This is a genomic window from Acinetobacter sp. YH12252 (assembly GCF_013417365.1).
Lineage (GTDB): Bacteria > Pseudomonadota > Gammaproteobacteria > Pseudomonadales > Moraxellaceae > Acinetobacter > Acinetobacter towneri.
The window spans coordinates 166,755-193,490 of record NZ_VPEA01000004.1 but is presented as its reverse complement, the minus strand read 5'-3'; the positions used below and the strand labels follow the sequence as shown (position 1 = coordinate 193,490).

General features: G+C 41.7%; 17 protein-coding genes. 9 read left to right on the top strand and 8 right to left on the bottom strand.

What is annotated here, in order from left to right; genetic code table 11:
* Window positions 1–50 precede the first annotated feature (50 nt).
* On the bottom strand, window positions 51–1,256 hold the full coding sequence (gspF, locus tag FTV28_RS05985; RefSeq protein ID WP_004975948.1) for a type II secretion system inner membrane protein GspF: 1,206 nt from the start codon (window positions 1,254–1,256) through the stop codon (window positions 51–53).
* 152 nt (window positions 1,257–1,408) lie between these two features.
* Between gspF and FTV28_RS05980 the strand changes: the two genes are divergently transcribed.
* The 7 genes from FTV28_RS05980 (at window position 1,409) to FTV28_RS05950 (ending at window position 8,936) form a co-directional block, all read left to right on the top strand.
* Window positions 1,409–3,631 carry a primosomal protein N' gene (locus FTV28_RS05980; RefSeq protein WP_004975947.1) on the top strand — a complete coding sequence of 741 codons (2,223 nt, stop codon included), beginning with the start codon at window positions 1,409–1,411 and terminating at the stop codon, window positions 3,629–3,631.
* Between the two features lie 72 nt (window positions 3,632–3,703).
* On the top strand, window positions 3,704–5,545 hold the full coding sequence (locus FTV28_RS05975; protein WP_154321101.1) for a monovalent cation:proton antiporter-2 (CPA2) family protein: 1,842 nt from the start codon (window positions 3,704–3,706) through the stop codon (window positions 5,543–5,545).
* A 50-nt stretch (window positions 5,546–5,595) separates the two neighbouring features.
* On the top strand, window positions 5,596–6,471 hold the full coding sequence (gene hslO, locus FTV28_RS05970) for an Hsp33 family molecular chaperone HslO (RefSeq protein ID WP_004975941.1): 876 nt from the start codon (window positions 5,596–5,598) through the stop codon (window positions 6,469–6,471).
* A 258-nt stretch (window positions 6,472–6,729) separates the two neighbouring features.
* Window positions 6,730–7,194: a DUF2147 domain-containing protein gene (locus tag FTV28_RS05965; RefSeq protein WP_004975938.1), complete on the top strand. Its 465-nt coding sequence runs from the start codon at window positions 6,730–6,732 to the stop codon at window positions 7,192–7,194.
* Window positions 7,195–7,403: 209 nt separating this feature from the next.
* The gene (locus FTV28_RS05960) at window positions 7,404–7,865 is read left to right on the top strand and encodes a DUF2147 domain-containing protein (RefSeq protein WP_154321103.1); all 462 of its coding nucleotides are present in this window, start codon (window positions 7,404–7,406) and stop codon (window positions 7,863–7,865) included.
* A 381-nt stretch (window positions 7,866–8,246) separates the two neighbouring features.
* Complete coding sequence (locus tag FTV28_RS05955; protein ID WP_096901332.1) at window positions 8,247–8,582, top strand: chaperone modulator CbpM; 336 nt, start codon at window positions 8,247–8,249, stop codon at window positions 8,580–8,582.
* Window positions 8,583–8,672: 90 nt separating this feature from the next.
* Entirely contained in the window at window positions 8,673–8,936 is a 264-nt protein-coding gene (locus FTV28_RS05950; protein ID WP_026438326.1) for a YdcH family protein, read from the top strand.
* A 290-nt stretch (window positions 8,937–9,226) separates the two neighbouring features.
* Here the strand turns inward: FTV28_RS05950 and FTV28_RS05945 are convergent, their stop codons facing one another.
* The 6 genes from FTV28_RS05945 to FTV28_RS05920 all read right to left on the bottom strand — a co-directional run bounded on the left by FTV28_RS05945 (window position 9,227) and on the right by FTV28_RS05920 (window position 23,485).
* Entirely contained in the window at window positions 9,227–10,465 is a 1,239-nt protein-coding gene (locus FTV28_RS05945) for a magnesium transporter CorA family protein (protein ID WP_179989710.1), read from the bottom strand.
* A gap of 223 nt (window positions 10,466–10,688) precedes the next feature.
* Window positions 10,689–12,776, bottom strand: a complete 2,088-nt coding sequence (gene pnp / locus FTV28_RS05940) for a polyribonucleotide nucleotidyltransferase (RefSeq protein WP_171257431.1) — start codon at window positions 12,774–12,776, stop codon at window positions 10,689–10,691.
* A gap of 261 nt (window positions 12,777–13,037) precedes the next feature.
* Entirely contained in the window at window positions 13,038–13,307 is a 270-nt protein-coding gene (gene rpsO, locus FTV28_RS05935; protein ID WP_004975922.1) for a 30S ribosomal protein S15, read from the bottom strand.
* An 821-nt stretch (window positions 13,308–14,128) separates the two neighbouring features.
* On the bottom strand, window positions 14,129–15,913 hold the full coding sequence (gene recD / locus FTV28_RS05930) for an exodeoxyribonuclease V subunit alpha (protein WP_179989708.1): 1,785 nt from the start codon (window positions 15,911–15,913) through the stop codon (window positions 14,129–14,131).
* A 67-nt stretch (window positions 15,914–15,980) separates the two neighbouring features.
* On the bottom strand, window positions 15,981–19,748 hold the full coding sequence (locus FTV28_RS05925; protein WP_368856236.1) for a UvrD-helicase domain-containing protein: 3,768 nt from the start codon (window positions 19,746–19,748) through the stop codon (window positions 15,981–15,983).
* Entirely contained in the window at window positions 19,745–23,485 is a 3,741-nt protein-coding gene (locus tag FTV28_RS05920; protein ID WP_179989707.1) for an exodeoxyribonuclease V subunit gamma, read from the bottom strand. Before FTV28_RS05920 ends, FTV28_RS05925 begins: the two co-directional genes overlap by 4 nt.
* Before the next feature lie 239 nt (window positions 23,486–23,724).
* On the opposite strand from FTV28_RS05920, the gene FTV28_RS05915 reads away from it, so the two are divergent.
* Complete coding sequence (locus tag FTV28_RS05915; RefSeq protein ID WP_131261105.1) at window positions 23,725–24,231, top strand: hypothetical protein; 507 nt, start codon at window positions 23,725–23,727, stop codon at window positions 24,229–24,231.
* A 65-nt stretch (window positions 24,232–24,296) separates the two neighbouring features.
* Here the strand turns inward: FTV28_RS05915 and FTV28_RS05910 are convergent, their stop codons facing one another.
* Window positions 24,297–25,715, bottom strand: a complete 1,419-nt coding sequence (locus FTV28_RS05910; RefSeq protein WP_131261094.1) for a phosphate--AMP phosphotransferase — start codon at window positions 25,713–25,715, stop codon at window positions 24,297–24,299.
* A gap of 246 nt (window positions 25,716–25,961) precedes the next feature.
* Here FTV28_RS05910 and FTV28_RS05905 point away from each other — a divergent pair, with 246 nt between their 5' ends.
* Window positions 25,962–26,666 (top strand): hypothetical protein, encoded by a 705-nt coding sequence (locus tag FTV28_RS05905; RefSeq protein ID WP_004975910.1) that lies wholly within the window; start codon window positions 25,962–25,964, stop codon window positions 26,664–26,666.
* Window positions 26,667–26,736 lie beyond the last annotated feature (70 nt).

The following is a 26,736-nucleotide window of genomic DNA, read 5'->3' as shown; positions in this document are numbered from 1 at the left end:
ATTCGACATTTATTTTAGATTCTGTTTGAAGAACGATGCTTCAAAACGATTTAAATCATATTGTTCATATTCACAATTGGCAGCATTACCGCAATCACAATCACCAGTACAATACTCGCCATCAGTACCAACATCAACGGTTCTAATAATGCCAACAGGGTAGAAATCAGTGTGGTCACTTCACGGTCTTGCATGTCTGAAGCACGTGACAGCATACGGTCTAACTCGCCCGAGGCTTCACCACTTTTGATCATTTGTACCATCATCGGTGGGAAATAACCACTGCGCTCTAATTGCGTCGCCAAGTTACCACCTTCAGTGACTTTTTCTGCCGCCAAATTGACCGCATCACGAATGACCCAGTTGTTACTGACCGCAGCACCAATATTTAGCGCATCCACCAAAGGCACACCCGACTGAGTCAAAATAGACAAGGTACTGGCAAAACGCGCGGCATTAATCCCACGTGATAATTTTGCAAATAACGGCAACTTTAAGGTTAAACGGTCAAAGGCATAATGCCCTGCGGTGGTGCGTAAAAAACGCACCAACAACAATACCCCCACCACAGAAGCCACCAGTAAAAACGGCCATGCAACACGAATAAAATCACTGGCTTTCATTAATGCCACGGTGATCCACGGCAAGGCATCTTTGCTCTGATCAAAGGTTTTAACAATATCGGGTACGACATAAGTCATTAAACCCATCACAATCGCAAAAGACATCAGCATTAAAATGATGGGATAAATCATCGCCCCTTGAATTTTTTTCTGCATGGCAAAGCGGTTTTCGGTGTAATCTGCCAATTGTTCCAGAATTAAATCCAAATGCCCCGAACGCTCGCCTGCGGCAATGGTGGCAATATATAAGTCTGGAAAACGCCCCGATTGTTGTAAAGCATTGGCCAGTGAATAACCTTCCAAAACTTTGGAACGCACCGACATCAGCAAATTTTGCACATGGGCTTTTTCACTTTGTTTACCCACAGCGCGAACGGCTTCTTCCAAAGGAATCGCAGCAGCCACCAAAACCGATAACTGACGGGTCAGCAAAGCCAAATCATAGGCGGTGATTTTTTTCTGAAACCATTGTTTGCCACTGTGTTTATCTTTTTGTTCAACGGTATCGACACTGACAGGAATCCATTCTTTGTCACGTAATTGCTGACGGATTTGTCGTGCAGAATCACCCTCTAAAACACCTTTTTGCTGCTTCCCTGAAGCGTCAATGGCAGTAAATTGATATGCTGGCATTGTAATGCTCTAATTTTCCAAAATTTCTTGCAACGCAGTTGCGTCTGACCACTAAAATCATTCATATTCTTAGATATAAATTCTGTGCTCACTCTAACACATGCCAAAGTCGAGCACGAAGCCATTTTTCACAGGACGATACGACTTTTTCTATGCCAGATTCCACTTTAGACCCACAGCCTGTTTATCGTATTCGAGTGGCTGTACCCGTATATCTTTACGACTGCTTCGATTATATGCTCAGTGCAGCACAATATCAGCAAGCAGAAGTGGGCGCGCGGGTCTTGGTTTCTTTTGGTCGGCAAAACTTGGTCGGAATTATTGTCGAAAAACTGGCACTCGACACCCCAATTGATCCACGTTTTAAACTCAAAGCCATTAGCGAACTGTTAGATGAGCAAGCGATTTTAGACCCTAAAGTTTTAACTTTGTTGACATGGTCGGCACAATATTATCAATTCCCGATTGGTGAAGTGATGCAAAGTGCCTTACCTAGCTTATTGCGCCAAGCCAAACCCTATAATTTATTGGCACGTACTTGGAAATTGTTGGATGCACATGCCGAAGCTAAAATTACACGCTCAGAAAAACAACAAGAAGCCTATAAAATTTTAAAGCTGCATCCTTCGGGAACTTCTGAAAATATTTTAAATTTGGCAGGCATTGAAACAGCAACCCTAAAAGCCTTGGCGAATAAAGAAATTTGCGCATGTGTTTTGGAAGCCCAAGATTTTAGCCCAATGCCAGTGACTTTGGCGCAAATGCCTTTAACCCCTAATCCAGATCAGAAAAAAGCCATCGACAGCGTACTTAAAGTACGGCAGCAATATAAGGCATTTTTACTGGATGGTTTAACGGGTAGCGGTAAAACTGAAGTGTACTTACACATCATGCATGAGGTACTAAAACAGGGCAAACAAGTGTTGGTGTTAGTACCTGAAATTGGTCTAACGCCACAAACCATTAGCCGTTTCCAATCGCGTTTTCACTGCCACATCGCCCTCTTACATTCAGGTTTAAATGATTCCAAGCGTTTGCAGGCGTGGCAAGCCGCACAAACGGGCAAAGCCTCGATTATTTTAGGTACACGTTCTGCGATTTATACCCCATTGCCAAATTTAGGCTTGATTATTTTAGATGAAGAACACGACCTGTCTTTTAAACAGCAGGAAGGTTTTCGCTACCATGCCCGTGATGTTGCGCTCTATCGTGCCCATCTGGAAAATTGCCCTGTTATTTTAGGTTCGGCAACTCCAAGCATTGACAGCTATGCACTAGTCGATCAAGGCAAAATGCAATGTCTGGAATTAAATCAACGCGCGGGCACGGCACTCATGCCCAAAATCCACCTGATTGATTTAAAAATTGCCAAAAAACAGCACGGTATTAGCCAACAATTGATTGATGAAATCAAAAAACGCTTGGCTAAAAAAGAACAAGTTTTGGTGTTTTTAAACCGACGCGGCTATGCACCCGTATTGATTTGTGAGAGCTGTGCATGGCAAGCCAAATGCCCGAATTGTGATGCCAACTTTACCTTGCATCATCAACCTTATACACATTTGCATTGCCACCACTGCGGTACGATTCATCGTAAACCTGAGCAATGCCCTGCCTGCAACCATGCAGAACTCAAACCAATTGGCATGGGCACTGCCAAAGTCGAAGACAGTTTAAACGAGCTGTTTCCCAATGTAGATGTGATTCGGGTAGATCGTGACTCAACCAGTCGTGTTGGCAGTTGGCAAAAAATTTATGACCGTATTCAACGCAGCGAACCACTGATTTTATTGGGCACGCAAATGCTGGCCAAAGGGCATCATTTTCCGTATGTGACATTGGTGGCAATTTTAGATATTGATTCAGGCTTACTTAGTGTGGATATTCGCGCACCTGAACGCACGGCTCAACTGATTGTGCAAGTGGCGGGACGTGCAGGGCGTGGTGAGCATAAAGGTGATGTTTATTTGCAAAGTGTGCGTCCTGATCATCCACTTCTCACCACATTGGTCGAGGGAGATTACCGCAAGTTCGCCAAACAAAGTTTAAAAGAACGCAAAGCTGCACAATTACCGCCTTATCGTTACAGTGCTTTGATTCGCTGTGAATCTAAAAGTCAGGAATTAAACCAGCAATTTTTACAACAACATGCACAATGGCTTAGAGAACATTCAGAACAATTAATTGAAATTTGGGGGCCGATTCCTGCGCCAATGGAACGTAAAGCAGGACGTTTCCATGCACACATGGTGTTGTTGTCTAAAGATCGGGCACGCTTACATTTTTATATCAGGAACTGGTGGCAAAATATGTTGCATGAAAAGCCATCCAGCATGAAACTAAGTTTAGATATAGATCCGCAAGAATTTAGCTAATACTGTAAATTGAAACTTAGCTGTATCAGCACTTATTTCAATAATCCACCGCTTTAAACTTTGGATGACCACATGTCCTTATTGTTACAAATAACCATTTTTCTAGGCGCTTCATTGGTTTTGGTTCCCTTACTAAAACGCTTTGGTATTGCGACCGTATTGGGCTATTTGTTTACAGGCATTTTGCTAGGGCCTAGCGTATTCAATATTGCCAGCGACCCCGATGATATTCAGGAACTGGCAGAATATGGTGTGGTGTTCCTGATGTTTATTATTGGCTTAGAACTGCGTCCACAACGGCTGTGGGAAATGCGCAAGCCCATTTTTGTTTTGGGTAGTTTACAGGTCGGCATCACGGGTATTCTACTTGCAATCTTGGCTTTTTTTGCCTTACAGCAAGGCATTGCCTCAAGTGTGGTGATAGGTTTTGCACTGGCACTTTCCTCTACAGCCTTTGTGCTACAAATGTTGCAAGAAAAGCAGCAACTCAACAGCAGTTATGGACAACAATCCTTTTCCATTCTGCTGTTTCAAGATATTGCCGCCATTCCTTTAATTGCCATCATTCCCATGTTAGCAGGTGCAGAATCGACTCATCATGGCATTGCTTATTTTGCTGCAATCATGGCGACCTTTAGCGGTTTGTTCTTATTTAGCCGTTATCTCATGCGTCCATTTTTTCGTTTTGTGGCTAAAAGTGGCGCACATGAACTGATCACTGCTGTCGGTTTATTCATTGTACTTGGCGTGGTCAGCATTATGGATGTGCTGGGCATTAGCACCACCTTAGGTGCATTTTTAACAGGCGTATTGTTGGCAGATTCCGAATTTAGACATGAGTTAGAAGCCAGTATTGCCCCATTCAAAGGCTTATTGCTAGGCTTATTTTTTATGACCGTCGGAATGAGCACCGAACTGGCAATCTTAATGAATACCCCTTGGCTGATTGTAGGCGGTGCATTGCTGCTCCTGCTCATCAAACTGATTAGCCTCACGGCCATTGCCCGTTATTTCCAATATTCTTGGCGCAATAGTTTGTTGTTGGCGACTTGCTTGGCACAAGGCGGTGAGTTTGCCTTTGTGGTGCTCAGTGTCGCACAAAGTGAAAGTGTGCTCAGCCAGGCCATGCTGCAACCACTGACCTTAATTGTGACTTTGTCGATGGTGTTGACCCCAATTTTATATTGGTTGATGAGCAGTCAAATTATTCCTCGCTTAGAACGTGAAAAATCGCCTGAATATGACGAAATTCCCGATACACATCACCCCATGATTATTGCGGGTTTTGGTCGTTTTGGACAAATTATTGCCCGTGTGGCGTACTTGCAGCATCTGCACTTTACTGCCATCGACAGCAATATGGATAAAATTGATTTTGTGCGGAATTACGGCGGTAAAGTCTATTATGGCGATGCCACTCAACCTGAAATTTTACGTGCCGCAGGCATCGAGCATGCCAAAATCTTTATTCTAGCCATTGATGATATTGAAGACTCAATGAACGTGGCACGGCATATTCGCCTGAATTATCCAGCGCTAAAATTACTGGTACGCGCTCGTGATCGTCATCATGTGCACTTATTGCGCGATTTAGGCGTTACCTATATTTGGCGTGAAACGTATTTATCCTCTTTAGGCATGGCCTATCAGGCTTTGCGCGATTTGGGCATTAATGAAAAAGATGCCTATAAAAGCATTGAGTTGTTCCGTGATTATGATGAACAACTCTTGGCACAACAGCAGCACATTTATACCGATGAACAAAAAGTATATGAAACCCATCGTAACGCTTTGGCAGAACTGGAACACCTGTTTGAAAGTGATGCACAAAACCGTGAAATGCCCTTGGGTGTCGATTTAAAACGCGGCTTGCATAGCAGTCATATTGATGTAACACGTGATGCAGCAAACTGACTTGTGTTTTACAATATTGCCACCATTAAAACAGGGTTATGGAGAATTTTATGTCTGATTTACGCCAACGCTTTTTTATTGAAGATAGCCCTGTTCGTGGTGAAGTAGTTCATCTCGAAGAAGCTTTGCAAACCATTTTGAAACAACGTGATTATGTGCCTGCGGTACAAGTGTTGTTGGGAGAAATGCTTTGCGCCACTGCCCTACTGGCCAGTACCCTAAAAATTAAAGGGCGTATTAGCTTACAAATTCAGGCATCTGGCACATTTAAATGGGCCATGGCGGAATGTAACCACTTGGGTGAAGTGCGTGCGTTGGCAGACTACGAACAAGACCCGCGCTTTTTAAGCGCTGAAGACAGCAGTACCGTCCTGAAAAGTTTGGTCAGTCCTGTACTGTTTATTAATATCGAGCCTGAATTTGGTGAGCGTTATCAAGGTATTGTGCCTTTGGACAAAGCCAATTTAGCTGAATGTTTAATGCAGTATTACGACTTATCGGCACAAATTCCAACTCGTATTGTGTTGGCAAGCAATGCCGAACGTGCGGGCGGTTTGCTGATTCAATTGTTGCCGCGTAACAGTGAAGAAGAACAACAACGGGTCGATGAAGATTTATGGCCGCGTGTGACCATGCTGACTGAAACCTTAAAAGCGGAAGAATTGACTGATTTAGACGTCAATGAAATTTTGTACCGTTTATACAATGAAGAACAAGTGCGTTTGCCTGAAGTGGAAGCCTTACGTTTTGGTTGCACTTGCTCCAAAGAGCGCTGTGCCAATGCCTTAATGCAAATTGGTGTTGCTGCGGTACGTGAAACTTTGGAACATCAGAACCCTATTACTATGGATTGTCAATTCTGCAGCACACAATATAGCTTTAGTGCCGAAGAAGCCTTAGGTTTATTTGGAGAACATCTCAGTTAAATGGCATGGTGAATACCATGATTAATATGTGATGTAATGCTGAAAATTCATCAAAAATGAGCAGTACATTCTGCTCATTTTTTATTTACGTGATGACCATCGTCAAAACCTATTATTTTATTACTTTTCATGTGATTAATTTCACAAAACTTTCATGCAATTACTAGAAAATACCGCGTAAATTGGGTATAAATAATCCCATATTTTTTTTATGCCTTTATATATTTTAGGCTGCTTCTTCTCTGGGATATTGATTTTATGAACACCCTGTTCTTTTCTCGTTTAGCATTCATCAGCGCGATTTGCTGTTCAAGTTTAGCTTATGCAGCCAATGCAGACCCACTTTTGGGCAAATGGAAAACATTAGACTACCGCACAGGTTTTTCATTGTCTGACGTAGTCATGAGTAAAGATAAACAAGGTGCGTATGCCGCTACGATTATAGAACTACGTGCGGTTCCTGGCGCACCGCGTTTGGAAAATTGCACACTCTGTACGGGTAAAAATAAAGATAAGCCACTGTTAGGTTTTGTGCCATTAAGTCACTTAAAAGCTACGCCAAGCAATCAAATTGAATTTTATGAAGGTGACTATTTAGACCCGCGCACAGGTAAACAATATAAAACTCGTGCACGTTTAAGCAGCAATGGCAAACATTTAACCCTTTATAATGTAGACCTTGCCACCAATGCCAGCCGCAAAATGACGTGGGTGAAATACTGATATTATTCCTCACCAATGCGATAAAAGCTGTGTTCTGCACACTTTTATCGGAATGATTAGATTTAAATTACCAACTCCATAACACTTATATCTTTTCCTGCCTGACATCTCACACTGCTCAATTTGCTTGTTTATTACATTCTTGCTATAAAACCCGAAATAGAATTTTTACTCTATTTTTTTAAATAACAATTTTGGGGATGCTGTTCATGAAAATAAATTTCAGAGGGATTTTTGTGGGTTTAGTTTTAACAACCCTCTCAAGTGTTGGCTTTGCAGAAAGCGATCTACTGGTCGGTAAATGGAAAACCATTGATGACCGCACTGGTTATTCGCGTGCCGATGTCGAAATTCGCAAAAAGCCAGATGGCACGTATGAAGGCATTATCGTGGAAACCCGTAATATTCCGGGTGCAGAAAAAATGGTGATTTGTAGCAATTGTCCAGGTAACTTAAAGAATAAACCTTTTATTGGCTTGCCATTTATTTGGGGCTTTAAACAAGATGCTAAAAACCCACGTGAATTTAACCAAGGTCATGTTTTAGACCCAATTGGCGGTAAAGTTTATAAAGGCAAAGCTCGTTTAAGCGCTAACGGTAAGCGCCTCACCTTACGTGGCTATGTAGGTGTTTCAGTGATTGGTCGCAGCGTGACTTGGGTAAAATACTAATTCCAAAAACTAAAACATTGATTTACAGGGTTCTTTTTAAGAACCCTTTTTATTACCAAATTTTGAAACAATCCTTTTAAACACCATACGACCGTTCAATCCAAAATATTGAAATAAAGGATGGCATTGAATAAAAAATAGACTAATATCTATAAGACATCTATACGCACAAGCCAAATTGACACATCAATATAACAGGCGTGAGCACAGCAAAGGGTTGGCTGAATTTCACCAAAGGAATACAAATAAAAGATTCTATTACAGCGTACACAGGCTAAATTAAAGAGAATCACTTATTGGATATCCACCAATTATTGATGTAAAGCAATCCCTCATTTCAGGCGAGCCAACTCGTTTGAATTCGATCAGAAGGAGTATGCCATGACCACTATTTTATATCGTGAAATCACTTCAGACGGACAGCACACAGAAATTATTGAAGAATTTACCCAGTTAGATTTAAAAAAATTTGCCGAAGCGTGTGGGCAAAGCCCTGAATGGGTCTTACAACTTTTAGAATATGACATCCTGCCTTCCCGCCCTGCCGAACGTATCCACCAATTTTTTGGTGAAGATATCAACCGTGCACGCCAAGCCTATCGGCTGCAACGTGATTTTGATGCCAGTTTTTCAGCTGTCGCCATGATGCTTGACCTGATTGATGAAGTGCAAAAATTACGTAAAGAAGTTAAACATCTGAATTTTCAACATAGTTAATCCTCACGCTCTAGTTGTGTGATTCATCACCTTGCTAGAGCGTTTTTCTTTCTATGCCCGTAAATTTTTTTGATGAGAATGATCTACACAATGAAAACTAAAGACTGCAACAAGAAGATTAAAAATATGTTTCCTGAGTTTCGTGATTTAATTCAGGGATTACGCGACAGCAATCCACATTTTTCAAAAATTTTTGAAGATCACGAACAGCTAGACCGTGAAATCAGCCAGTTAGAGCTTGATCCTGTGCATCAAATTAATGATGACATTGAAGCGCTGAAACGCAAAAAATTAAGACTAAAAGATGAAATGTATCACTTGCTGCGTAATGCACAAAATGATCAATTGGCTTAAAAATACATACAAGTCTGAACTGCAAATCCTCATACGATCAAATGCAGGACACAGCAAGAAAAGACAAAAAGCAAAACAAGATGGCGTATTCAAGTCTGAAAACAGCATTCAAAAAACTGCCATCTTGAGCTAAGTGTCTGCCTATCTGGTTCAATCTGTGGATAAGCTTATCAGTCCTATGGATAACTTTTGAGGTCTGTGGACAACTTTTAAATCAATACATTATCTTGTGAATCCGCATTGGATGCAGGACTCAATCCATCACCACATCCGTAAGTTTATCTTCTAGATCATTTAAGTTTAGTCAGTTTTTCAACTTCTTTAATGGTGCCTTTCACGGTTTGCTTAATGGGTTCATAGTCTAAAAACCAAAATAAATTCATGGGTTGGTCATTATGTTGCTGTGCCAACATATCAATCACACTTTTTTCACCCAGACCGACAAGGTGCCTACGATAAAAATAATACAGCAACAACAAAGTAGTCATCACCATTACCCCAAGCATGATCCAAAAGGCCTGTGCGTGTTTCAGCCCCGGCATAAACTCAAAGTTCATACCATACACCCCTGTAAATAAAGTCAAAGGTGCAAAAACTGCGGTAATGATGGCTAAAATCCGCATGTTTTCATTGGTCTGGTTGGCAATAGCAGAAAAATGCAGATCAATTGCGGTTTGCACTGCAGAGCGTAAGCGAATGGTATGCTTTTGAATTCGTTCAATGTGACTGGTCAAATCATCCAAACGTACCAAAATAATATCCTGCCGTTCACTACGTTTTTTGCCACGTAAATGTGGGTAGTTATCGACAATTTCATCACGCAATTCCTGCAAGGCTTCTATTTGCTCTTCACATAAATTTTCAACTTGCTGAAACGCCATATTTTCTTGCAGCAATTGATGCCAACGGGTAAAACGACGATGTCCCTGCAACAACTCTTGTTGCCAATATTCCACACGGCGGGTTAGCGGCATGCGAATATCCAAGTAATCATCCGCTACCAAATTCAGTAAACGCAACGTTAAATCTAATGGTGTTGCTGCCAGTTTGCGTGCTTTATTCTGTTCTTCAATCGGGCGTTGTACCGCTGCTTCCACACGTGACAAATAGCTTTCCATGACTTTATTGCCCTGTTCCCGCACACTAATCAAAATCTGCGGTGTCATAATAAAGCTCATCGGCGTAGTGGCCAGTCCAAAAATCCGTTCATGTTTCTCCCCGACTTGTTGCCCTGTTGCAATACGGTCTTCGGGTGTGATCAGTTTACGGAAAATCAATAAGTCATAATCATCTAAAGTATCAAACGCACATGGATGCTCTATATTTAAAATATCGCGCACATGATATTCATTGAGCGATAATTGACTGTACTGAAAAATCTCTTGTTGCCACTGTTCTGCACGGTTAAGCACATCATCACGGGTGCAATCAATCCAGATAAATTCAGGCTCAAGCCCTTCAATTGGCTGTTTTTGCACATAAATATTGGTTTTATGATTGGTATGCAGATAAAAATAATAACTTTGCATAGAACGGGCACTCTATTTCAGTTTTCTTGTACGGTTTTTTGAGATTTTAAGATGTACTCAGTTTAAGCATGGATCAGGCTTCTTTTCAAATACATGCTGTAATTTATGCCGCTTTTCATACAACAAAGATGGTTTGTACGATGCAACAAAATTTTTAGCATAAAAAAACCCGCATTCAGATTGAATACGGGTTTTTTGACCATTTCAGATCATCAACACAGCATTACGCTTGTTCGATATCTTTCATAGTTAATTTGATACGACCACGGTTGTCTACATCAGCAACCTGTACTTTCACTTCCTGACCTTCTTTCAACACGTCTGCAACGTTGGCAATACGCTCATTTGAAATTTGAGAAATGTGAAGTAAACCGTCAGTACCCGGAAGGATATTTACGAACGCACCGAATTCAACAATACGGATTACTTTACCTGTGTAAATTGTACCCGGCTCGATTTCAGCAGTTAAAGCCTGAATTTTTGCAACAGCAGCTTGTGCAGCAGCTTTGGTTTCACCAAATACGCGCACTGTACCGTTGTCTTCAATATCAATTGCCGCTTTAGTTTCTTCAGTAATTTGGCGGATGGTAGCACCACCTTTACCAATTACATCACGAATTTTGTCTGGGTTGATGTTAATCACTTGGAAAGTTGGCGCATGCATTGAAATTTCTGGACGCGCACGTGAAATCACTTGGTTCATTGCATTTAAGATATGCATACGACCCGCATAAGCTTGGTTTAATGCAACTTCCATAATTTCTTCGGTGATGCCTTCAATCTTGATGTCCATTTGCAGTGCAGTAATACCGTTGGCAGAACCTGCAACTTTAAAGTCCATGTCGCCAAGGTGGTCTTCATCACCCAAAATGTCAGAAAGTACCGCGAAACGCTCGCCTTCTTTCACTAAGCCCATTGCGATACCCGCAACTGGTGCTTTCAATGGAACACCTGCATCCATAAGTGATAACGATGCACCACAAACAGACGCCATAGAAGATGAACCGTTTGATTCAGTAATGTCAGATACGATACGAATTACATACGGGAAGCGATCTGCTGCAGGAAGAACAGCTTGCACACCACGACGTGCCAAACGACCATGGCCAATTTCACGACGTTTAGGGCCAGACTCACGACCTGTTTCACCTACAGAGTATGCAGGGAAGTTGTAGTGCAACATGAAGTTGTCAGTTTTAGTACCCGATAAGGTATCAACCATTAAGGCATCACGTGTATTACCTAAAGTGGTGGTAACCAAAGCCTGAGTTTCACCACGGGTAAACAATGCAGAACCGTGCGCACGGTCTAGAACGCCAACCTGTACGTCAAGCGCACGAACGGTTTTGGTGTCACGACCATCAATACGTGGTTTACCAGACAAGATGTTGTCACGTACGGTACGGTATTTAAGATCTTCAAAGAGTTCGTTCAAGTCATCTGCAATGCCAGTTTCGTCATTTTCAGGAACGAATTGCGCAACGGCTTCTGCTTGAAGTGCATCTAATGCCGCATAACGGTCTTGTTTGATGGCAATGGTATAAGCTTCAGAAATTTTTGCTTCAAACGCTTCTTTTAATTTTGCACGAAGGTCTTCGTTTTTCTCAGGAGCAGTCCAAGTTGACTCAGTTGCACCAGCAGCTGCAGCAAATTCTTTGATCGCTTGAATCGCGATTTGCATTTCGTCATGACCGTAAAGCACTGCGCCTAACATTTGGTCTTCTGAAAGTTCTTTCGCTTCAGATTCAACCATCAATACAGCAGATTCTGTACCTGCAACCACAAGGTCAAGGTCAGATTGCGCCATTTGTTCAAAGTTCGGGTTCAGTACATATTCGCCGTTAATTAAACCCACACGCGCCGCACCAATTGGGCCACGGAACGGTGTACCTGCAATTGCAAGTGCAGCAGAGGTACCTAACATTGCAGCAATGTCAGCTTCCATTGTTTTGTCAGAAGATACAACAGTCGCAGTGACTTGAATTTCGTTGTAGTAACCTTCTGGGAACAACGGACGAATTGGACGGTCAATTAAACGTGAAATTAAAGTTTCTGCTTCAGAAGCACGGCCTTCACGCTTACCATAACCACCTGGGATACGACCTGCAGCATATTGTTTTTCTTGATAGTTAACAGTCAGTGGGAAGAAATCTTGCCCCGCTTTTGCTGTTGGTTGAGCAACCACTGCAACCAATACAGTCACGCCGCCCATAGTAATCATCACCGTGTTGGCTTGACGCGCTACACGACCAGTTTCAAGTACAACTTGGTGCTGACCAAATTGGAATTCTTTACGAATAATATTAAACATCGACATGTTTTATTTTTTCCTAGTTCTTGTGAACAATTATTCTCGTGGAGACCCCTAAGGTTTGGCATTCACAATACAATTGTTTAGGTAAATGACAAAGCTTAGAAGCCGACCTCACTCGAATGAAACACGATTTTTAAACACAAAGAAGGAGCGAATCATTCGCCCCTTCCACTGATCTAGCCAAGGCTAGATATACTTTAGTTTTCAGTAATACAGCATTCAACATGCAATAGTCCGAAAATAAAAGCTTAAATCGAATTAACGACGTAAACCTAAAGCAGCAATCAATGCGCTGTAACGAGTCACATCTTTGCCTTTAAGGTAGTCAAGTAACTTACGACGTTGGTTAACCATACGGATTAGACCGCGACGGCTATGGTGGTCGTGTTTGTGCTCTTTGAAGTGACCTTGTAAGTCATTGATTTGAGCAGTTAAAAGTGCTACTTGAACTTCTGGTGAACCAGTGTCGTTTTCAGCACGAGCAAATTTAGCAATGATCTCTGCGCGATCTGCGTTTGTTAAAGCCATTCGATTTCTCCGAGATGCTTAATAAAAAGATTTGATACCGATCAATTGATTGCTCAATTGACTGCCGTGCATCACTACAGCAAGGGCATTATTTTAAGGCAAAAACGTGCCGATTGCAAAACAGAACGACAAACAAGCACTTTTAATTTTGAGATGTACCAATAAAAGTATGATTTATGCTAAGGGTATACACATCATGTTAGGTATAAAGTGTCTAAGGAAAATAAATATACAATTGTATATGATTGATAATATGTAATATTTTGCCAACTGCTTTTCATCCACTGGAATATTTTGCCGTTAAAATAAAACAGCCCGAGCATAGCTCGGGCTGTTTTTTGCGCTGTAGTTTCTTGTCTTATTATTCTTATTGTCTTGTTTATTGTGGTTATTTGCGCGTTTTCGCGTCTTATTCTCTGAACATTCCTGTTCTTGCTTTCACGTCCTTGTGTGGTAGATTTTGCCACAATACTAAAGTGAAAGAAGTCGTATTTCTCGTATCTGTTTGTAAGCTTTTTCTTACAACAGGTAAGCATTGTCAGCATTTTGCAAATCACCCAAACTTACAGGCATAAAAAAGCCCTGTAGTCTCTCCCAAAACTACAAGGCTTAGCGGCTGTAAGTTTCCTCTTCTCACTCACGTCCTGTCAGTTCGCTGTCATTCGACATTTATCGTTATTATTCTGCGATTATGCTCAACTATCCCTATTGAGCTTTTTATGTGAAGTCATCTTCTCAAAAAGATCTTGAAATCTCTATGCGCAAATTTCTCGAATCAATGTAAGCCATTTCGTACAAAACCATCTCTTATTCAGTTTTACTTAACAATCCAAAGCGTCATTAATTCTGGCTAATAAACCACTGCTGCGACGGGTACGAATCATCAAAGCTTGCTGCAAAGCTTGCGCATCAACCAACAAACTTACGACTTTTTTAGCACGGGTAATGGCAGTGTAGATCAGCTCCTTACTCAGCAAGTTTTTTGCCGCAGCATCCAACACCACAGCTGTATGAGTAAATTCAGAACCTTGCGATTTATGAATAGTAAGTACAAATGCGGTTTCAATATTTTTAGGTAAGCGTGTTGCAGGCACCCACTTATTTAAACTTGGAAAATATACTTCAAACTGGCGCTGATCATTCTGCTCTCGCATAAAACAGATGCCAATATCACCATTCGACAACCCCAGTTGATAATCGTTATAGGTCATCATGACGGGGCGTCCTGCATACCAATCGCCATGTTTGGTTTGTTTTAACTGTTGCAACAAGCGTTTTTCAATCTGCAAATTCAGTTGTTGTAAACCCAAATGACCATGACGAATTGCGGTTAAAATACGGTAATCATCAAATACATTCACCACATTCTCAACATGCGCTTGAAATGCTGTACTTGATTGTTCCAAGCCCAAAGTATGTGCTTTTAATACCGCTACATAAGCCTGATAACCATACATCAGCTGATCATAATAATGCGCTAAATTTTCCGCTGAAATTTGCCCATTTTGCTGAGGTAAATATTGCAGTTGTAGGGCATCTATTTCGACTTGCTTAAATTGAATTGGCTTTAATTCACCTGCTGCCACGACTTGCTGTTCAAACTCAGCCAAAACCTGTGCAGGAGAATGTTCTTGCTGAATAAACTTCGCCATTGCGCCAATTTTTGCACCTTCAGCAAAACGACGTGTGGTCACTAAATTGACACGGTTATTTGCGAGTTCAGGCACTTGCTGTAAATCGGCCAATACTGTACCGACATCGACTGAAGCCAATTGATTGGCATCGCCCAACAGAATTAAACGTGCCTGCGCAGGAATGGCAGCCAATAACATCTGTGACAGGCTTAAATCCAGCATCGACGCTTCATCGACCACAATCACGTCATAAGGTAAAGGTTGTTTAGCGTGAAAACGTGGCTTGCCTGTATTGCCTAAGCCCAATAAACGATGCAAAGTCACGGGTCGTAATTGACGTAAAGCATCGACATTAAACATTTGTAAAGCTTGACTATTCAAGGCATTTTGCAAAGCTTCATCCATCCGCTGTGCCGCTTTGCCTGTTGGTGCAGCCATCGCAATCCGAATATTGGGTAAAGCTTGATTAAGCACCGCAACAATATGCGCCAAAGTATAGGTTTTTCCTGTACCTGGCCCACCAGTGATAATACTTAAACTTTGAGTTGCCGCAGTCTGTAACGCTTGTTGCTGCTGTGGATCTTGCAATAAATTAAGCTGTTCGGCTTGTAATTCAAAGGACAAAGGCGGCTGCGCCTGAATCCGTAAAATATCGCTAGCAACCTGATGTTCCAGTTTCCAGTAGCGATACAAATACAAACGCTGCCCATCAAATACAAACGGTGCAATTTGTGGATCAGGATTTAAAGCGCTACGCTGCAAGTTCATGTGCAAATGTTGCAATGCCGCCACTTGTTCTGCGGTTGCAGGAATACAGCTATCCCCTTGCTGAATAGCATCGAGTACCTGTTGCATCAAAATTTGCGCTGAAGCATCAAAAGTGACATTGCTAAATGGCGGCTGACACAGATAATCCATCCACGCCTGCATTGGCGTTTGAGCTGAATTTAAGTGAATATGCTTGTTTTCCACACAGTTATCCTCAAAGTTATCCACAGGATAAGCAATTGTTTTATTAAGTCGATGAGCTGACTTAGCGTTATTTTTTAAGTTCAAAGTAACCCAATATTTGATCTAATTGCAGAATAAATTCCGCATCTGGCTGCCAGTAACAAACCCCTTGCCCTGCTTGCCCCTGCATACCACGCAAATACAAATAACTGGCTCCACCTAAATGTTGCCGAATATCATAATCTTGCAAACGACTGCCTAAATAACGGTGCAACGCCACCAAGTACAAGGCCGCTTGTAACCAATAACTCGATTGGGTCATGTTGTGTTCAAGATTGGTTTTCTCATAATCGCGCTGATCGCCGCCCAAATAATTACTCTTATAATCGGCAATGTGATAACGCTGTCCATCAAAATAAACCAAGTCAATTGAGCCTGTCAGATAACGTGCAGTAGCGGCTTCATTTAAATCTTGAATAGGATGACCCACATCTTCAAACAATTGCTGAATCGCTTGAATAAATAAGCGCTGATCTGCCAACGCCAAATAGAATGGAAACTCTGATAAATAATGTGCAGTAGATAAGGCGGAAAGCTGGAAAGTATCGTGCAAAGGAGTATTCAACACATCCTTCAGCCACTCGGTCATGTGCGCAAAAATATCTGCTTCCTGCACAGTCGCGCTGCCTTTGGCAGTGTCGAGTTTTGCAATCAAATCTACCAATAACACATCTGAATTAAACTCTTTGTCGTTATGAAAACGGCGTTTGACTTCTTCTAAAATGTCATCATGACTGGCTTGAAAGTCGATATATTCAAAGAGTTTATGTAAAAAACTCCCCGCTTGAGTACCACGCTGAAAATTAGCTTTGATCCATGCAATCGGTTGAGCCACCTGTACGATTTCCTGTTCCGTTTCGACAGGTTCCTGATTGATTTCGTCGGCAGCAGCAGCCTGCTCCTCGCTTGCCAATGCCAAAGTATCGCTACGCATGGCGGCAGGTAAATGTTGTGCCAAGCCACTAAAACTGGTTTTGGTTCGTGGATAAAAGCGACGCTGCGGAAAATCTGCAGCTTCAATCTTAATTTCTTGCACTTGTTCAAGTTGTAATGCTGCCGCCAATTGTGTCAGAGGTGCTTCATCACAGCTCCATGCTGCTGCAATTTCTGCTGAACTTGGCGCTTGTAAACGCCAGACATTTAAACCAGCAGATTTTGGTGCAGCCTCTTTTTTACCTTCTTTTGCAGGCGTAGGCTGTTTTAGCATCGCATAGACCCGATAACTGGCACGGGTGAGTGCCACATACCAAAGCCGATTCAACTCTGCCAAACGGCGCTCACTGTGCTGCTGCGTTGCTGTGGCATCTATGTCTTTATGTTTAATAGCAATGACACGTTGCTCAATGCCTTGCGCTTCCTGCGTTGCAAACACCAAAGCAGACTTGTCAGATTTGGGCGGCTGATCTGCCGACATCAAAAAGACCACTTTAAACTCTAAGCCTTTGGACTGGTGAATGGTCATCAGTTTCACCCCTGCCGAATTAGAAAGTTTCCTCTCAATTTCCCAATCGCGTTTGGCAGGTGATTCAACTTGCTGTAAATACCAGTAATACAGCATGTAAGCCCCTTGATGGCGTTCACTTTGACGACTCAGCAATTCAGTCAAATGACGTAAATTCACCACATGCCGTTCATTGTCAAAACTGCGTTTCGCCACCAAATTTTCCCAAACTTTAAATAAGTTTAGGCAGTAATTCCATGCGGTTAAAAAGTCTTTATTGACCCACATTTCACGAATGCAGTCGAAGTCATAAATAAACTGACCTAAACCTTGTTGCTCAAGTTCAATCAACTGTTGCAGGTTATAACCCAATAAACGTGTCAGTAAGGCGCGCTTGACCTTGGCTTCATCATAAGGATGTAAAATTGCAGTTAAAATTGCTGCCACATCTTTGGCCAAAAAGCCTGTAAAAACACTGCGCTGGCTACTTCTATTGACCTGAACTCCAATTCGCTCAAGCTCATATTGGGCTTGATCAAGCTTTTGATGACTGGTCGATAAAATGGCAATATCATCAGCTTGCAAAGCAACTTTGCCTTCAGAATGATCAAAATATAAATCGCCTGCAATGCCTTGATTTAATAACTCGCGAATTTTTCGTGCAATTTGAATGGACTCATCCTGATCATGTTCCACCGTTACCCAACGCAGCGGTGCAGGATTGACCTGTTGCCGATCCATTAAAGCAGGATGAGGACGTGAACCTGCAATGACAGGTTCATAAATCACTTTCTCACCAAAAGCGGGTTGGCGTTGAAATAGCTCGTCCACCACACAGACCAACTCTTTCACTGAACGATGATTTTGTCTGAGTGAATAAATGCGACCTTGCTTTTTCAGCACGTCATCACGGGCATTGTTATAGGTCAGCATATCGCCACCGCGAAAACCATAAATCGCCTGCTTAGGATCGCCCACCATAATCATGCAACCGCGCGCATACCACTTCGGATTACGCCAAATTTGCGCCAGCATGTCGTCTTGATCTTGGTTAGTATCCTGAAACTCATCCACCAAAATCAGTGGATAACGCGTATGCACAAACTGCGCAAAACGCTGCCCACGTTCGCCCTGCAACGCTTCGGCTAAGCTGCGAATTTGTTGGGCAAAAGTGGTTTCCCCTTTTTGCTGTAAAAGTTGCGGTAAACGCTGCTTGACGTGTTGTACCAAATAGAATTTTAAATTGGTATCCACCAATTCAATTTGACGCTCAAAATTAAGTTTGGCATCCACAACTGCTTTAATTTTTCGGATTACAGGATGATCAAAAAAAGCATCTTGCACCTCTTGCGTACATGGCGCTTTCGCTTTGTTAAAAATAGATTTTCTGAGCTTACCGTCTTGATTCAAATATAGTGCAAAGACCGCATTAAACAATGCGGCAAGATGTGAATTAAAATAATGTTCTAAAGGATTATGCTTAATTTTTTCAATCAGTTTTGGCAAGGCTTCTGTAAATAGTGGCTGCAACCCCTTCTTGTCACTCCCCGCGACATAATGGGAAAAATTAAAACTATATTCACCATCATAATATTCTTTTAATTCTTCAATTTGCGTCATGGTGATACTGGCTAAATTCTGCAACGCCTCTGCTAAATCTTGTACCTCCAATTGTGCCTGATCTATGCCCTGAATCTCTGCCGATGCAAAATTCAAACTGGTATTGACCAACCCCTCATAGTCTGCTGCAGATTTCAACCGCCCACATAACAGCATATAGTCCACAACATGCTGAGGCTGTGCTTGAATCCATTCACGCAGCACATCATGCACCAATTGTTCAGTATAGACCGATGCTTGGTCGGTAATATTGGCGCGCTCAATTTTGCCGCTTTCAAAGGAAAATTCACGCAATAATTTTTGGCTAAAGCTATCCAGCGTTCCGACAAATAATTCATCGAGTTGTGCAATCACCAAGTTCAAACGTGAACTGGCATAGTCCAGTTTTAAGCGATATTCCTGCAGAACATTTTTGAGTAAAGGATCTTGTAGTTGTGCAATTTTCTCTACAAGGGCGCGTTGATCTAAAGACTGATTTAAACACTGGTCGATATATTGTTGGGTTTCAAGCAAGCGTGCACGAATACGACTTTTTAGCTCGGCTGCGGCGGCACGGGTAAATGTGGTCGCAATCACTTGATTAGGCAAATAATCTTTCAGGAAAATCCGCACCATCAAACTAGATAAAGTATAGGTTTTTCCTGTACCTGCCGATGCTTCAATCCAATGCAAGCCTTTAAATTGCATCTCTTGAATTGGGTCATAACAAATTGGGAATGGGCTAGATGAGTTCACGCAGATTCCCCTTGTTTTTGAAGATTTTTCGCAGATTCATAATTTTCAATGATGGGCTGATACAGTCGATGGCTATATTGCTGAAATGCCTCAATCAACAACGGTTCAGTTTCACTGTCTTGAAAAATAAATGACCAGTCTGGGTGATTTTTCTCACTTTCATCAATAAAGCTCCTCCTAGCACCGTCATGCCAATGTTTTACGAAGCTTTCCATATTCAAAACTTGATCGGACTGAGCTTCATCCCACTGAATTTCAAATTCTTTTTTATCTTTCATTTTTAAAACCAAAGCCGCAGGCAATAACACAGGATATTGCTGTGCGTGTTTCCAGAACTCAAACCACTGGGCTAAATACTCGTGTGCTTGCTGTGCATGGATATTGGCAAAATGAATCACCGCATCTTTACACACCACAATCCGCTCTAAATCTTGCTGTTCTGTGTTCTGATAAGCCACCCAGAACAGATATTCCAACCATACTTCGGCATATTTTTTTGGTCTGGCACTCGCTGCCACCACGCTACACCAAAGCTTTGTCGGCTGTTCAGGCACTTGAATACGGATATGCAAATGCGGATTCATTTTCCAAAGCTGTTGCGTTGTTGCGGTTGCCTCATCTGCAAACTGCTGCAGTATGTCACGTAAATATTGCTGTTCTTGCAGTCCCGTTTTAAACGTGGCATTTAAAGTTTTGCCCACAGGTAAAGTATCTTGCAACAAGCTTTCTGCATCTTGCGTGCCATGTTGCAGTAAAAAATCACGCACACTATATTTTTCCAAGCCATTTAAAATCAGTGGCTCATGGTTCATTGCAGCAGTGTCGGATTGTAAATTTTCGACTCCAATCGCTTTTAAATAGGCACGTGCAGGGAAACATACATCTCGAATCCATTGCATACTGTCGAGTACCACCACGTCTTGTGGCAATAATGGATATTCACCAAACCATGCTTCGCGTGGTGTGGTTTCTTGCTGCATTTGTTTGGCAACCCGATACCATTGATCTTTAAAGCGAACTTCACGGCTTTCGGCAAAACGCAGTTGATCAAAAGGTTGCAAACTATGTAAGTGATAAAGAGATTTCAATTGCGCAGGAATCTCGACACCGTTCAAGTTTAAGCGTGAATCGCTAGCCCTATCGGGATGTTTCACAATCAATTCCAAATGCTGCACAAATTCCTGCACCAGCACGGATGGATCACGTACCTCACCATCGCTGACATCAAAACCGTTATAAAATAACCAAACACTGTCTTGCGCCAACAATAAACTGTCTAAAAATGCCCCTAGATCATCCTCAATGCGTGAACGATCTCCCAGTTGTGGTTTTAATAATTGCATCAAATCAAAAGCCAATTGCTGGTCACGACTTGGGAACACGCCATTGTCCAAATTCAGCATCACAATCAGCTTATACGGCAGTGGACGAATTGCACCAATTTGGCTAAAGGTAATGGCGCCCGATGGACTGGCTTGTTCGAGTTGGGTTTCGAGCTGGGCTGAAATTTCTTGCAGAATATAATCCAGCGGTAAGCTTAAATGACGCAAATCTTGACCCGACTGCACATCAAAATAACTGGCTAAGGTCAGCATACGGTCATGTTTTTGCACCAAACTAAACACCGATGCCAACACATCTACCCCTGCATCCTGAAACTCACTCAGGTCTTGCATCAGTTGTTTAAGCCAATATTCCACCGTTTTGGCTTGCCCCAATTCATGCTGAATTAGCCAATCACGGCGCTGTGCAAAATCCTGATAAATTTGAACCAGTTTAAAAATCAATTCAAAATCGCTACTTTGCACATCGGCATAACTTAAAGTGTGCTGAACCACGCAATGCTCTGGCACTGCAACGCCCAAAGCCAAACGATCTAAAGCAAACTTTAAGCTGAACCGATAATCTTGATCATCTGCACTCAGGCTGCGTTTTAAATGCTCGGCATCTAAACCACGTTTAAAACCTGCATTGGCCAACAACTCATTCATGCGCTCAATATTGTTTAAATTCAAGGCATAACGCTGTTGTGTGGCAGCTAAACTCAACCAGTCACCAAACTCCTCAAAGCTAAAACGTCCTTGTACTAGCGCTATACGCCCAACCACCGCACGCCAAGCATTATGAATGTCTAAAGAGCTGATGCCTGCAATTTGAATAGGCAAATACACACTATCTTGACTGAGTTGATGCCCTAAAGTAGCTTGATTCTGCTGTGCTTTTTGTTGTCCTTTCTGATAGAGATCACGCTCACTTGGCGGTGCAGCAAATACGCTGCGAATTAAAGACTCTTGTTCTTTGAGTTTCGGACTCAATACCAAAATATCACTGGCTTGGCGGCTGTCATCTTGTCCTAGCCATGCAATTAAACGATCTTTGAGTACCTCAAGCTGACGTAAACTTGAATGACACACATGAATTTGCAATGACTCATCGGCAGGATCTAAGTCATACGCCTGCGCGACTGGCTCAACCAAATTCAATACATCCGATTGAATTTTACCCAGTAAATGCTGCGGCTCTTCTTCAGGGAAAAGATCATACCACTCGCCTTCATCACCACTTGACAACGCCGCCAATAAAGAAAAGTGATCACGTGCCTGTTTACCAAAGCGTGTCAGCAAAGGATGATGTGACTCGCGCATATCGGCATTAAATTCGCCATTATATTTTTTGATATATGCAGCAATATCATCATCACTTACGGTTTTATTTTGACTTTCCATCTCACGAATAAAACGACTTTTGATTCGCGCATCCATGTTTAATTTCCACTTAGGATCGACCATGTCTGCCCAATATTCTTGCGATGGGTTGTAATGCAGAATAAAAATATCCATATACTGCGCCAAACGGCGGATAAACAGCAACTGACTTGGCGGCAAATCCAATAAGGTAAAAATCACCAACTGTTTGGGTAATTTGTTAATACACGAATTTGGATTTTCAGGCTCGCCCAAAGCTTGCCAAAATTGCAGATCAATCTCCTGCATTTTTTCAAAATCTGCATGAAAAATATGCAACCACAACCAACTTTGCCATTGCTCTAATTCTTCGGCTTGCTCTTGAGTAAATGCGGCTATTTCCAATGCCGCTTGTTTTTCTTCTTCGCTCTCAAAGTTTTTAGGGATATAAATTTGCTGCTTTAAGTTCAGGCGTTTCTGCTGTCCCCAAACCGCTAACCAATTGCTTTGACATTGGCAGACACCCTCGCAGCCTTTTTGGCAAAAACCACGATAAACCATGTAATTGCTAAATAAACGTGAAACTTTATCTGCCACCCAATACAGCATGTTTTGCTTTTTGAGCTGCTTTTCTAAACCCTGTGACAATTGCTCTGCGCTGTCATAAATTCGCTGAATCAAACGATGTAAAGCATGCTCGGCAGGAAGTGGGTTTTGTTCGTGTTGTATCCACGGGTGTAAGTCATAAAACACACGCCATTGCATCACAATACGCGGAATATTTGCCTGACGCACCCGATCTTTATCGTCTAAAACTGCCTGATAAGCGGCCCATTGAAAGGCACGAATACGATGATAAAATTCAGTATTGGCACTAATGCCTTTTTGCTCGGCTATTTTTTCCGTCAGCCACTTTTCTACTGCCACTGAAGGCACAATAAAATGCTGGGTTTGTAGCACCTGAAGCGGATTCGATGTCGGTTGACGTATGGTTTTCAGCATTTCATTGACTAAAACTTCTATACGTTGGCTTTGTATGACATGAATCGCCATAAGGTATCCTTTAATTTATTTTGAATAAGAATGTATTAAATGTACTAGAAGGCCGTTGATCTATCATTTGCCTCAAGCACAACAAAAGAATAAAGATTATTGGCTATACACTTACAACGGTGTATGCCACTTTACAAGCATACTTTTATTGCCTACTTTATTCAAAAAGTGCTTTGAATAAAGTGGTTTAATTTACCAAACAGCATACGATTATCCGCCATTTTAAGGTTGTACTTATGATAAAAAGAGAGACAATTCCAGACAGTATTGATCCAAGCCTAGACTTGGAAATGATTCGTGCAGAATGCCTAGAACTGGTCAAAAAACGTGCCTATTTTTCTGCAGGTGCAGCCATCATTCCTGTGCCGTTCTTAGACGTTGTCATTGATGTGGGCATCTTGTCGCAACTGATTCCAGAAATTAATGCACGTTTTGGCTTATCTCCTGAGCAAGTCAGCGTGTATGATCCTGAAACCCGAAAAGTCCACTGGAGCGAATTGCGTAAACGCGGTGTGGAATTTTCAGGCTTAGTCGTGGCGCGCACTGCAGTAAAAAAATCCCTGAATAATGTCGCAGCCAAGTACATCACCAAACAAGTCACCAAGTTTATTCCATTGGGTGGACAAATGGTGGCAGCAGGTTTGGGTTATTTTATTATGAAAAAAATTGCCGAAACGCATGTTGAAGAAAGCTATAAACTGGCAAAAAGCATTCAGCTTAAACAAGCCAAAGTTGTGAATGCTTAATTTTTAAACTAAACAGGCTCAAATTCAGCTAACTTAACACGCAGTCTTTGCATCCTCGAGGCAGATTATTCTGCCTTGAGTTGTTTCAAGATGGTTCTTAAAATTTCCAAACGTGCTGCATTTTTGTCATTACTCGGAATGATGTGCCACGGTGCATATTCGGTACTGGTACGTTGCAGCATATCTGCCGCTGCCACCAAATAATCATCCCAACGGCTACGGTTGCGCCAGTCTTCATCTGTAATTTTAAAACGCTTATGTGCGGTTTCCTGACGTGCTTTAAAACGCAGCTCCTGCTCATCTTTACTAATGGCTAACCAAAATTTGATGACGACAGTTTGATGATCATTTAAGTCTTTTTCAAAACGGTTGATTTCGTCATAAGAACGCTGCCATTCCAGTGGGCTAATCAAACCTTCTACACGTTCTACCAATACCCGCCCATACCAAGAACGGTCAAAAATATTGATTTTTTCTTCAGGCAGAATTTTCGTCCAAAAACGCCACAAATAAGGACGACTGATTTCAAAGGCTTCAGGTGCACTAATGGTGTAAATTTCGTATTCACGCGGATCCAGTTTTTTTACAATCCGTTTAATCGCGCCGCCTTTGCCTGCTGCGTCCATTCCTTCAAAAACAATGCTGACATTACGGTTATCTAAACGCAGTGCATCTGCCACTTTTTTCGTGAGTTTCTTTAACTCTGCTTTATAGTCATCCTCATTGACCGATTCAGATACAGGATTAAGCAAAACTTCTGGAATTTCTGCAGCTTGCCAAGTGATGCCCGAACTGGTCGGATGCACAGGACAATGCTCTAAAGCACGTAAAATATGCTGTGCAAATTGTTGATCGCGGATGGTTTCATCTTCGCAATCAATCATAATCCAGTCATCGGTAAAGCGTTGGCGCAGCTTTTGCAAGCTGTCATATTGCTTTTTATTGCGCCAATCCAAGCCGTGCAATTTATGCCAATGCACTTCGCTCGGTTCCATATCATCTAGTCGTTTTTGTAGTGATTTCCACGATAAATCGAACCAGATTTTAATGACATCCACATGGTTATTTTTTAAGTCTTCTTCATAGGCACGCATTTTTTCGACATAGTTATCAAACATGGTGTCATCAATTTTTTTAGACACATGCATGGCTGTGCTTAATAAGTCACTATACCAATTGCCAAACATCACCATAATTTGACCTTCGGCAGGAATAAAACGTGCATAAGGCTGCCAAAGTGTCTGTTTGGGATTAAACGGGTGTGGCGCATCGGCTTTTACCCTTAAATAACGCGGATCGACCCATTCCCTAAGTTGTTTGACCGACTCTCCTTTCCCCGCCAATTCAATGCCGCTCACTAAAATCAGCAAACTTTTGGCATTTTTTTCACCTTTGGTATTTTTTAAAGCATATTGGGCTTCAATTAGCTCGACTGAAAGTTGTTCTTCTTCCATGAGTTTAAATTCAGTATGTGCTTGTGACATCATCTACCCTATTGTTGTGTTATTTAAGCTCTGCTGATCATTCGTCTATATTTACGATATTAGAATGAGCGACAGACTTTGATCAGTATACGAATATCGACCCATTTTTTAACAACTTTTCGCGTATTTTTGTAGATTAATCTCACACACTGACCTTTGCCGTTTGGAATTCTGTGTAATTTGTCATAGCGACGAGATCAAACTCACATTAAGATTTGCCCATTCAACTCAATAATGAGACACCCTATGTCTAAACTTGCTGCTTTAGATGAGCTGTTAGAACTGTATTATCAATTTAAATATCATAAAAATCCTATGCTTTTTCAACGCTTACAAGATGTTCAAGCATGGCAAAAACAGCGTATGCAACGCACCCATGCCACACAGTTTGCCGAAAAGCACAATGTCTTGATGGCTGAATATTTTTTAAACCGCTTATATGGCGGTCCAGATTTTGACGCTTTGGCAGGTCAAATTGCTCGCCTACTGAAATATGCACACAAAGCTGAAAAAATCATCCCTGAAAATGCAATAAAAACAGGGACTTCTGGGGTAAGTCTGGCGATTTTGGCAGTGCAGTTAGATGAACAAGTCGCGATACAATTGCTACAGGACTATCCTGAAAATATGCCTTTAAATGATGAGATGATGCGTCTGACTTATTTAAAGCTCGATCAGGGCGAAGCACGCTTAAAACAATTAAATATGTTGGATGAACTGGGTAAAAACCTAGATAAATATATGCGCTCTTTTGTGGTCTATACCGCTTTTAAAATGTGTAAAGGCGCGGCGCAAAAATACAGTTTTCAAATTATGTATGAGTTTATGCAAGATGGCTTTTTAGCCATGAAACCATTAAAGTCTGCAGAGAAATTTGTGAAGCAATTTACTACCACAGAACGGGAAATTATTGCCAAAGTACATGCAGGTGATTTACATCCATTTTCATAATCCCAATGTGTGAAATAACCAACACTTATTCAGCACACTTACGCTATCTTTGGTTTTTTCTGTATATTAT

Bases quoted from the DNA above. Each gene is read 5' to 3' on its own strand.
- pnp (WP_171257431.1), bottom strand. From the start codon at position 12,776: ATGTTTAATATTATTCGTAAAGAATTCCAATTTGGTCAGCACCAAGTT.
- hslO (WP_004975941.1), top strand. From the start codon at position 5,596: ATGTCTGATTTACGCCAACGCTTTTTTATTGAAGATAGCCCTGTTCGT.
- FTV28_RS05945 (WP_179989710.1), bottom strand. From the start codon at position 10,465: ATGCAAAGTTATTATTTTTATCTGCATACCAATCATAAAACCAATATT.
- FTV28_RS05910 (WP_131261094.1), bottom strand. From the start codon at position 25,715: ATGTCACAAGCACATACTGAATTTAAACTCATGGAAGAAGAACAACTT.
- FTV28_RS05955 (WP_096901332.1), top strand. From the start codon at position 8,247: ATGACCACTATTTTATATCGTGAAATCACTTCAGACGGACAGCACACA.
- gspF (WP_004975948.1), bottom strand. From the start codon at position 1,256: ATGCCAGCATATCAATTTACTGCCATTGACGCTTCAGGGAAGCAGCAA.
- FTV28_RS05950 (WP_026438326.1), top strand. From the start codon at position 8,673: ATGAAAACTAAAGACTGCAACAAGAAGATTAAAAATATGTTTCCTGAG.
- FTV28_RS05905 (WP_004975910.1), top strand. From the start codon at position 25,962: ATGTCTAAACTTGCTGCTTTAGATGAGCTGTTAGAACTGTATTATCAA.
- FTV28_RS05960 (WP_154321103.1), top strand. From the start codon at position 7,404: ATGAAAATAAATTTCAGAGGGATTTTTGTGGGTTTAGTTTTAACAACC.
- FTV28_RS05965 (WP_004975938.1), top strand. From the start codon at position 6,730: ATGAACACCCTGTTCTTTTCTCGTTTAGCATTCATCAGCGCGATTTGC.
- FTV28_RS05920 (WP_179989707.1), bottom strand. From the start codon at position 23,485: ATGGCGATTCATGTCATACAAAGCCAACGTATAGAAGTTTTAGTCAAT.
- rpsO (WP_004975922.1), bottom strand. From the start codon at position 13,307: ATGGCTTTAACAAACGCAGATCGCGCAGAGATCATTGCTAAATTTGCT.
- FTV28_RS05980 (WP_004975947.1), top strand. From the start codon at position 1,409: ATGCCAGATTCCACTTTAGACCCACAGCCTGTTTATCGTATTCGAGTG.
- FTV28_RS05975 (WP_154321101.1), top strand. From the start codon at position 3,704: ATGTCCTTATTGTTACAAATAACCATTTTTCTAGGCGCTTCATTGGTT.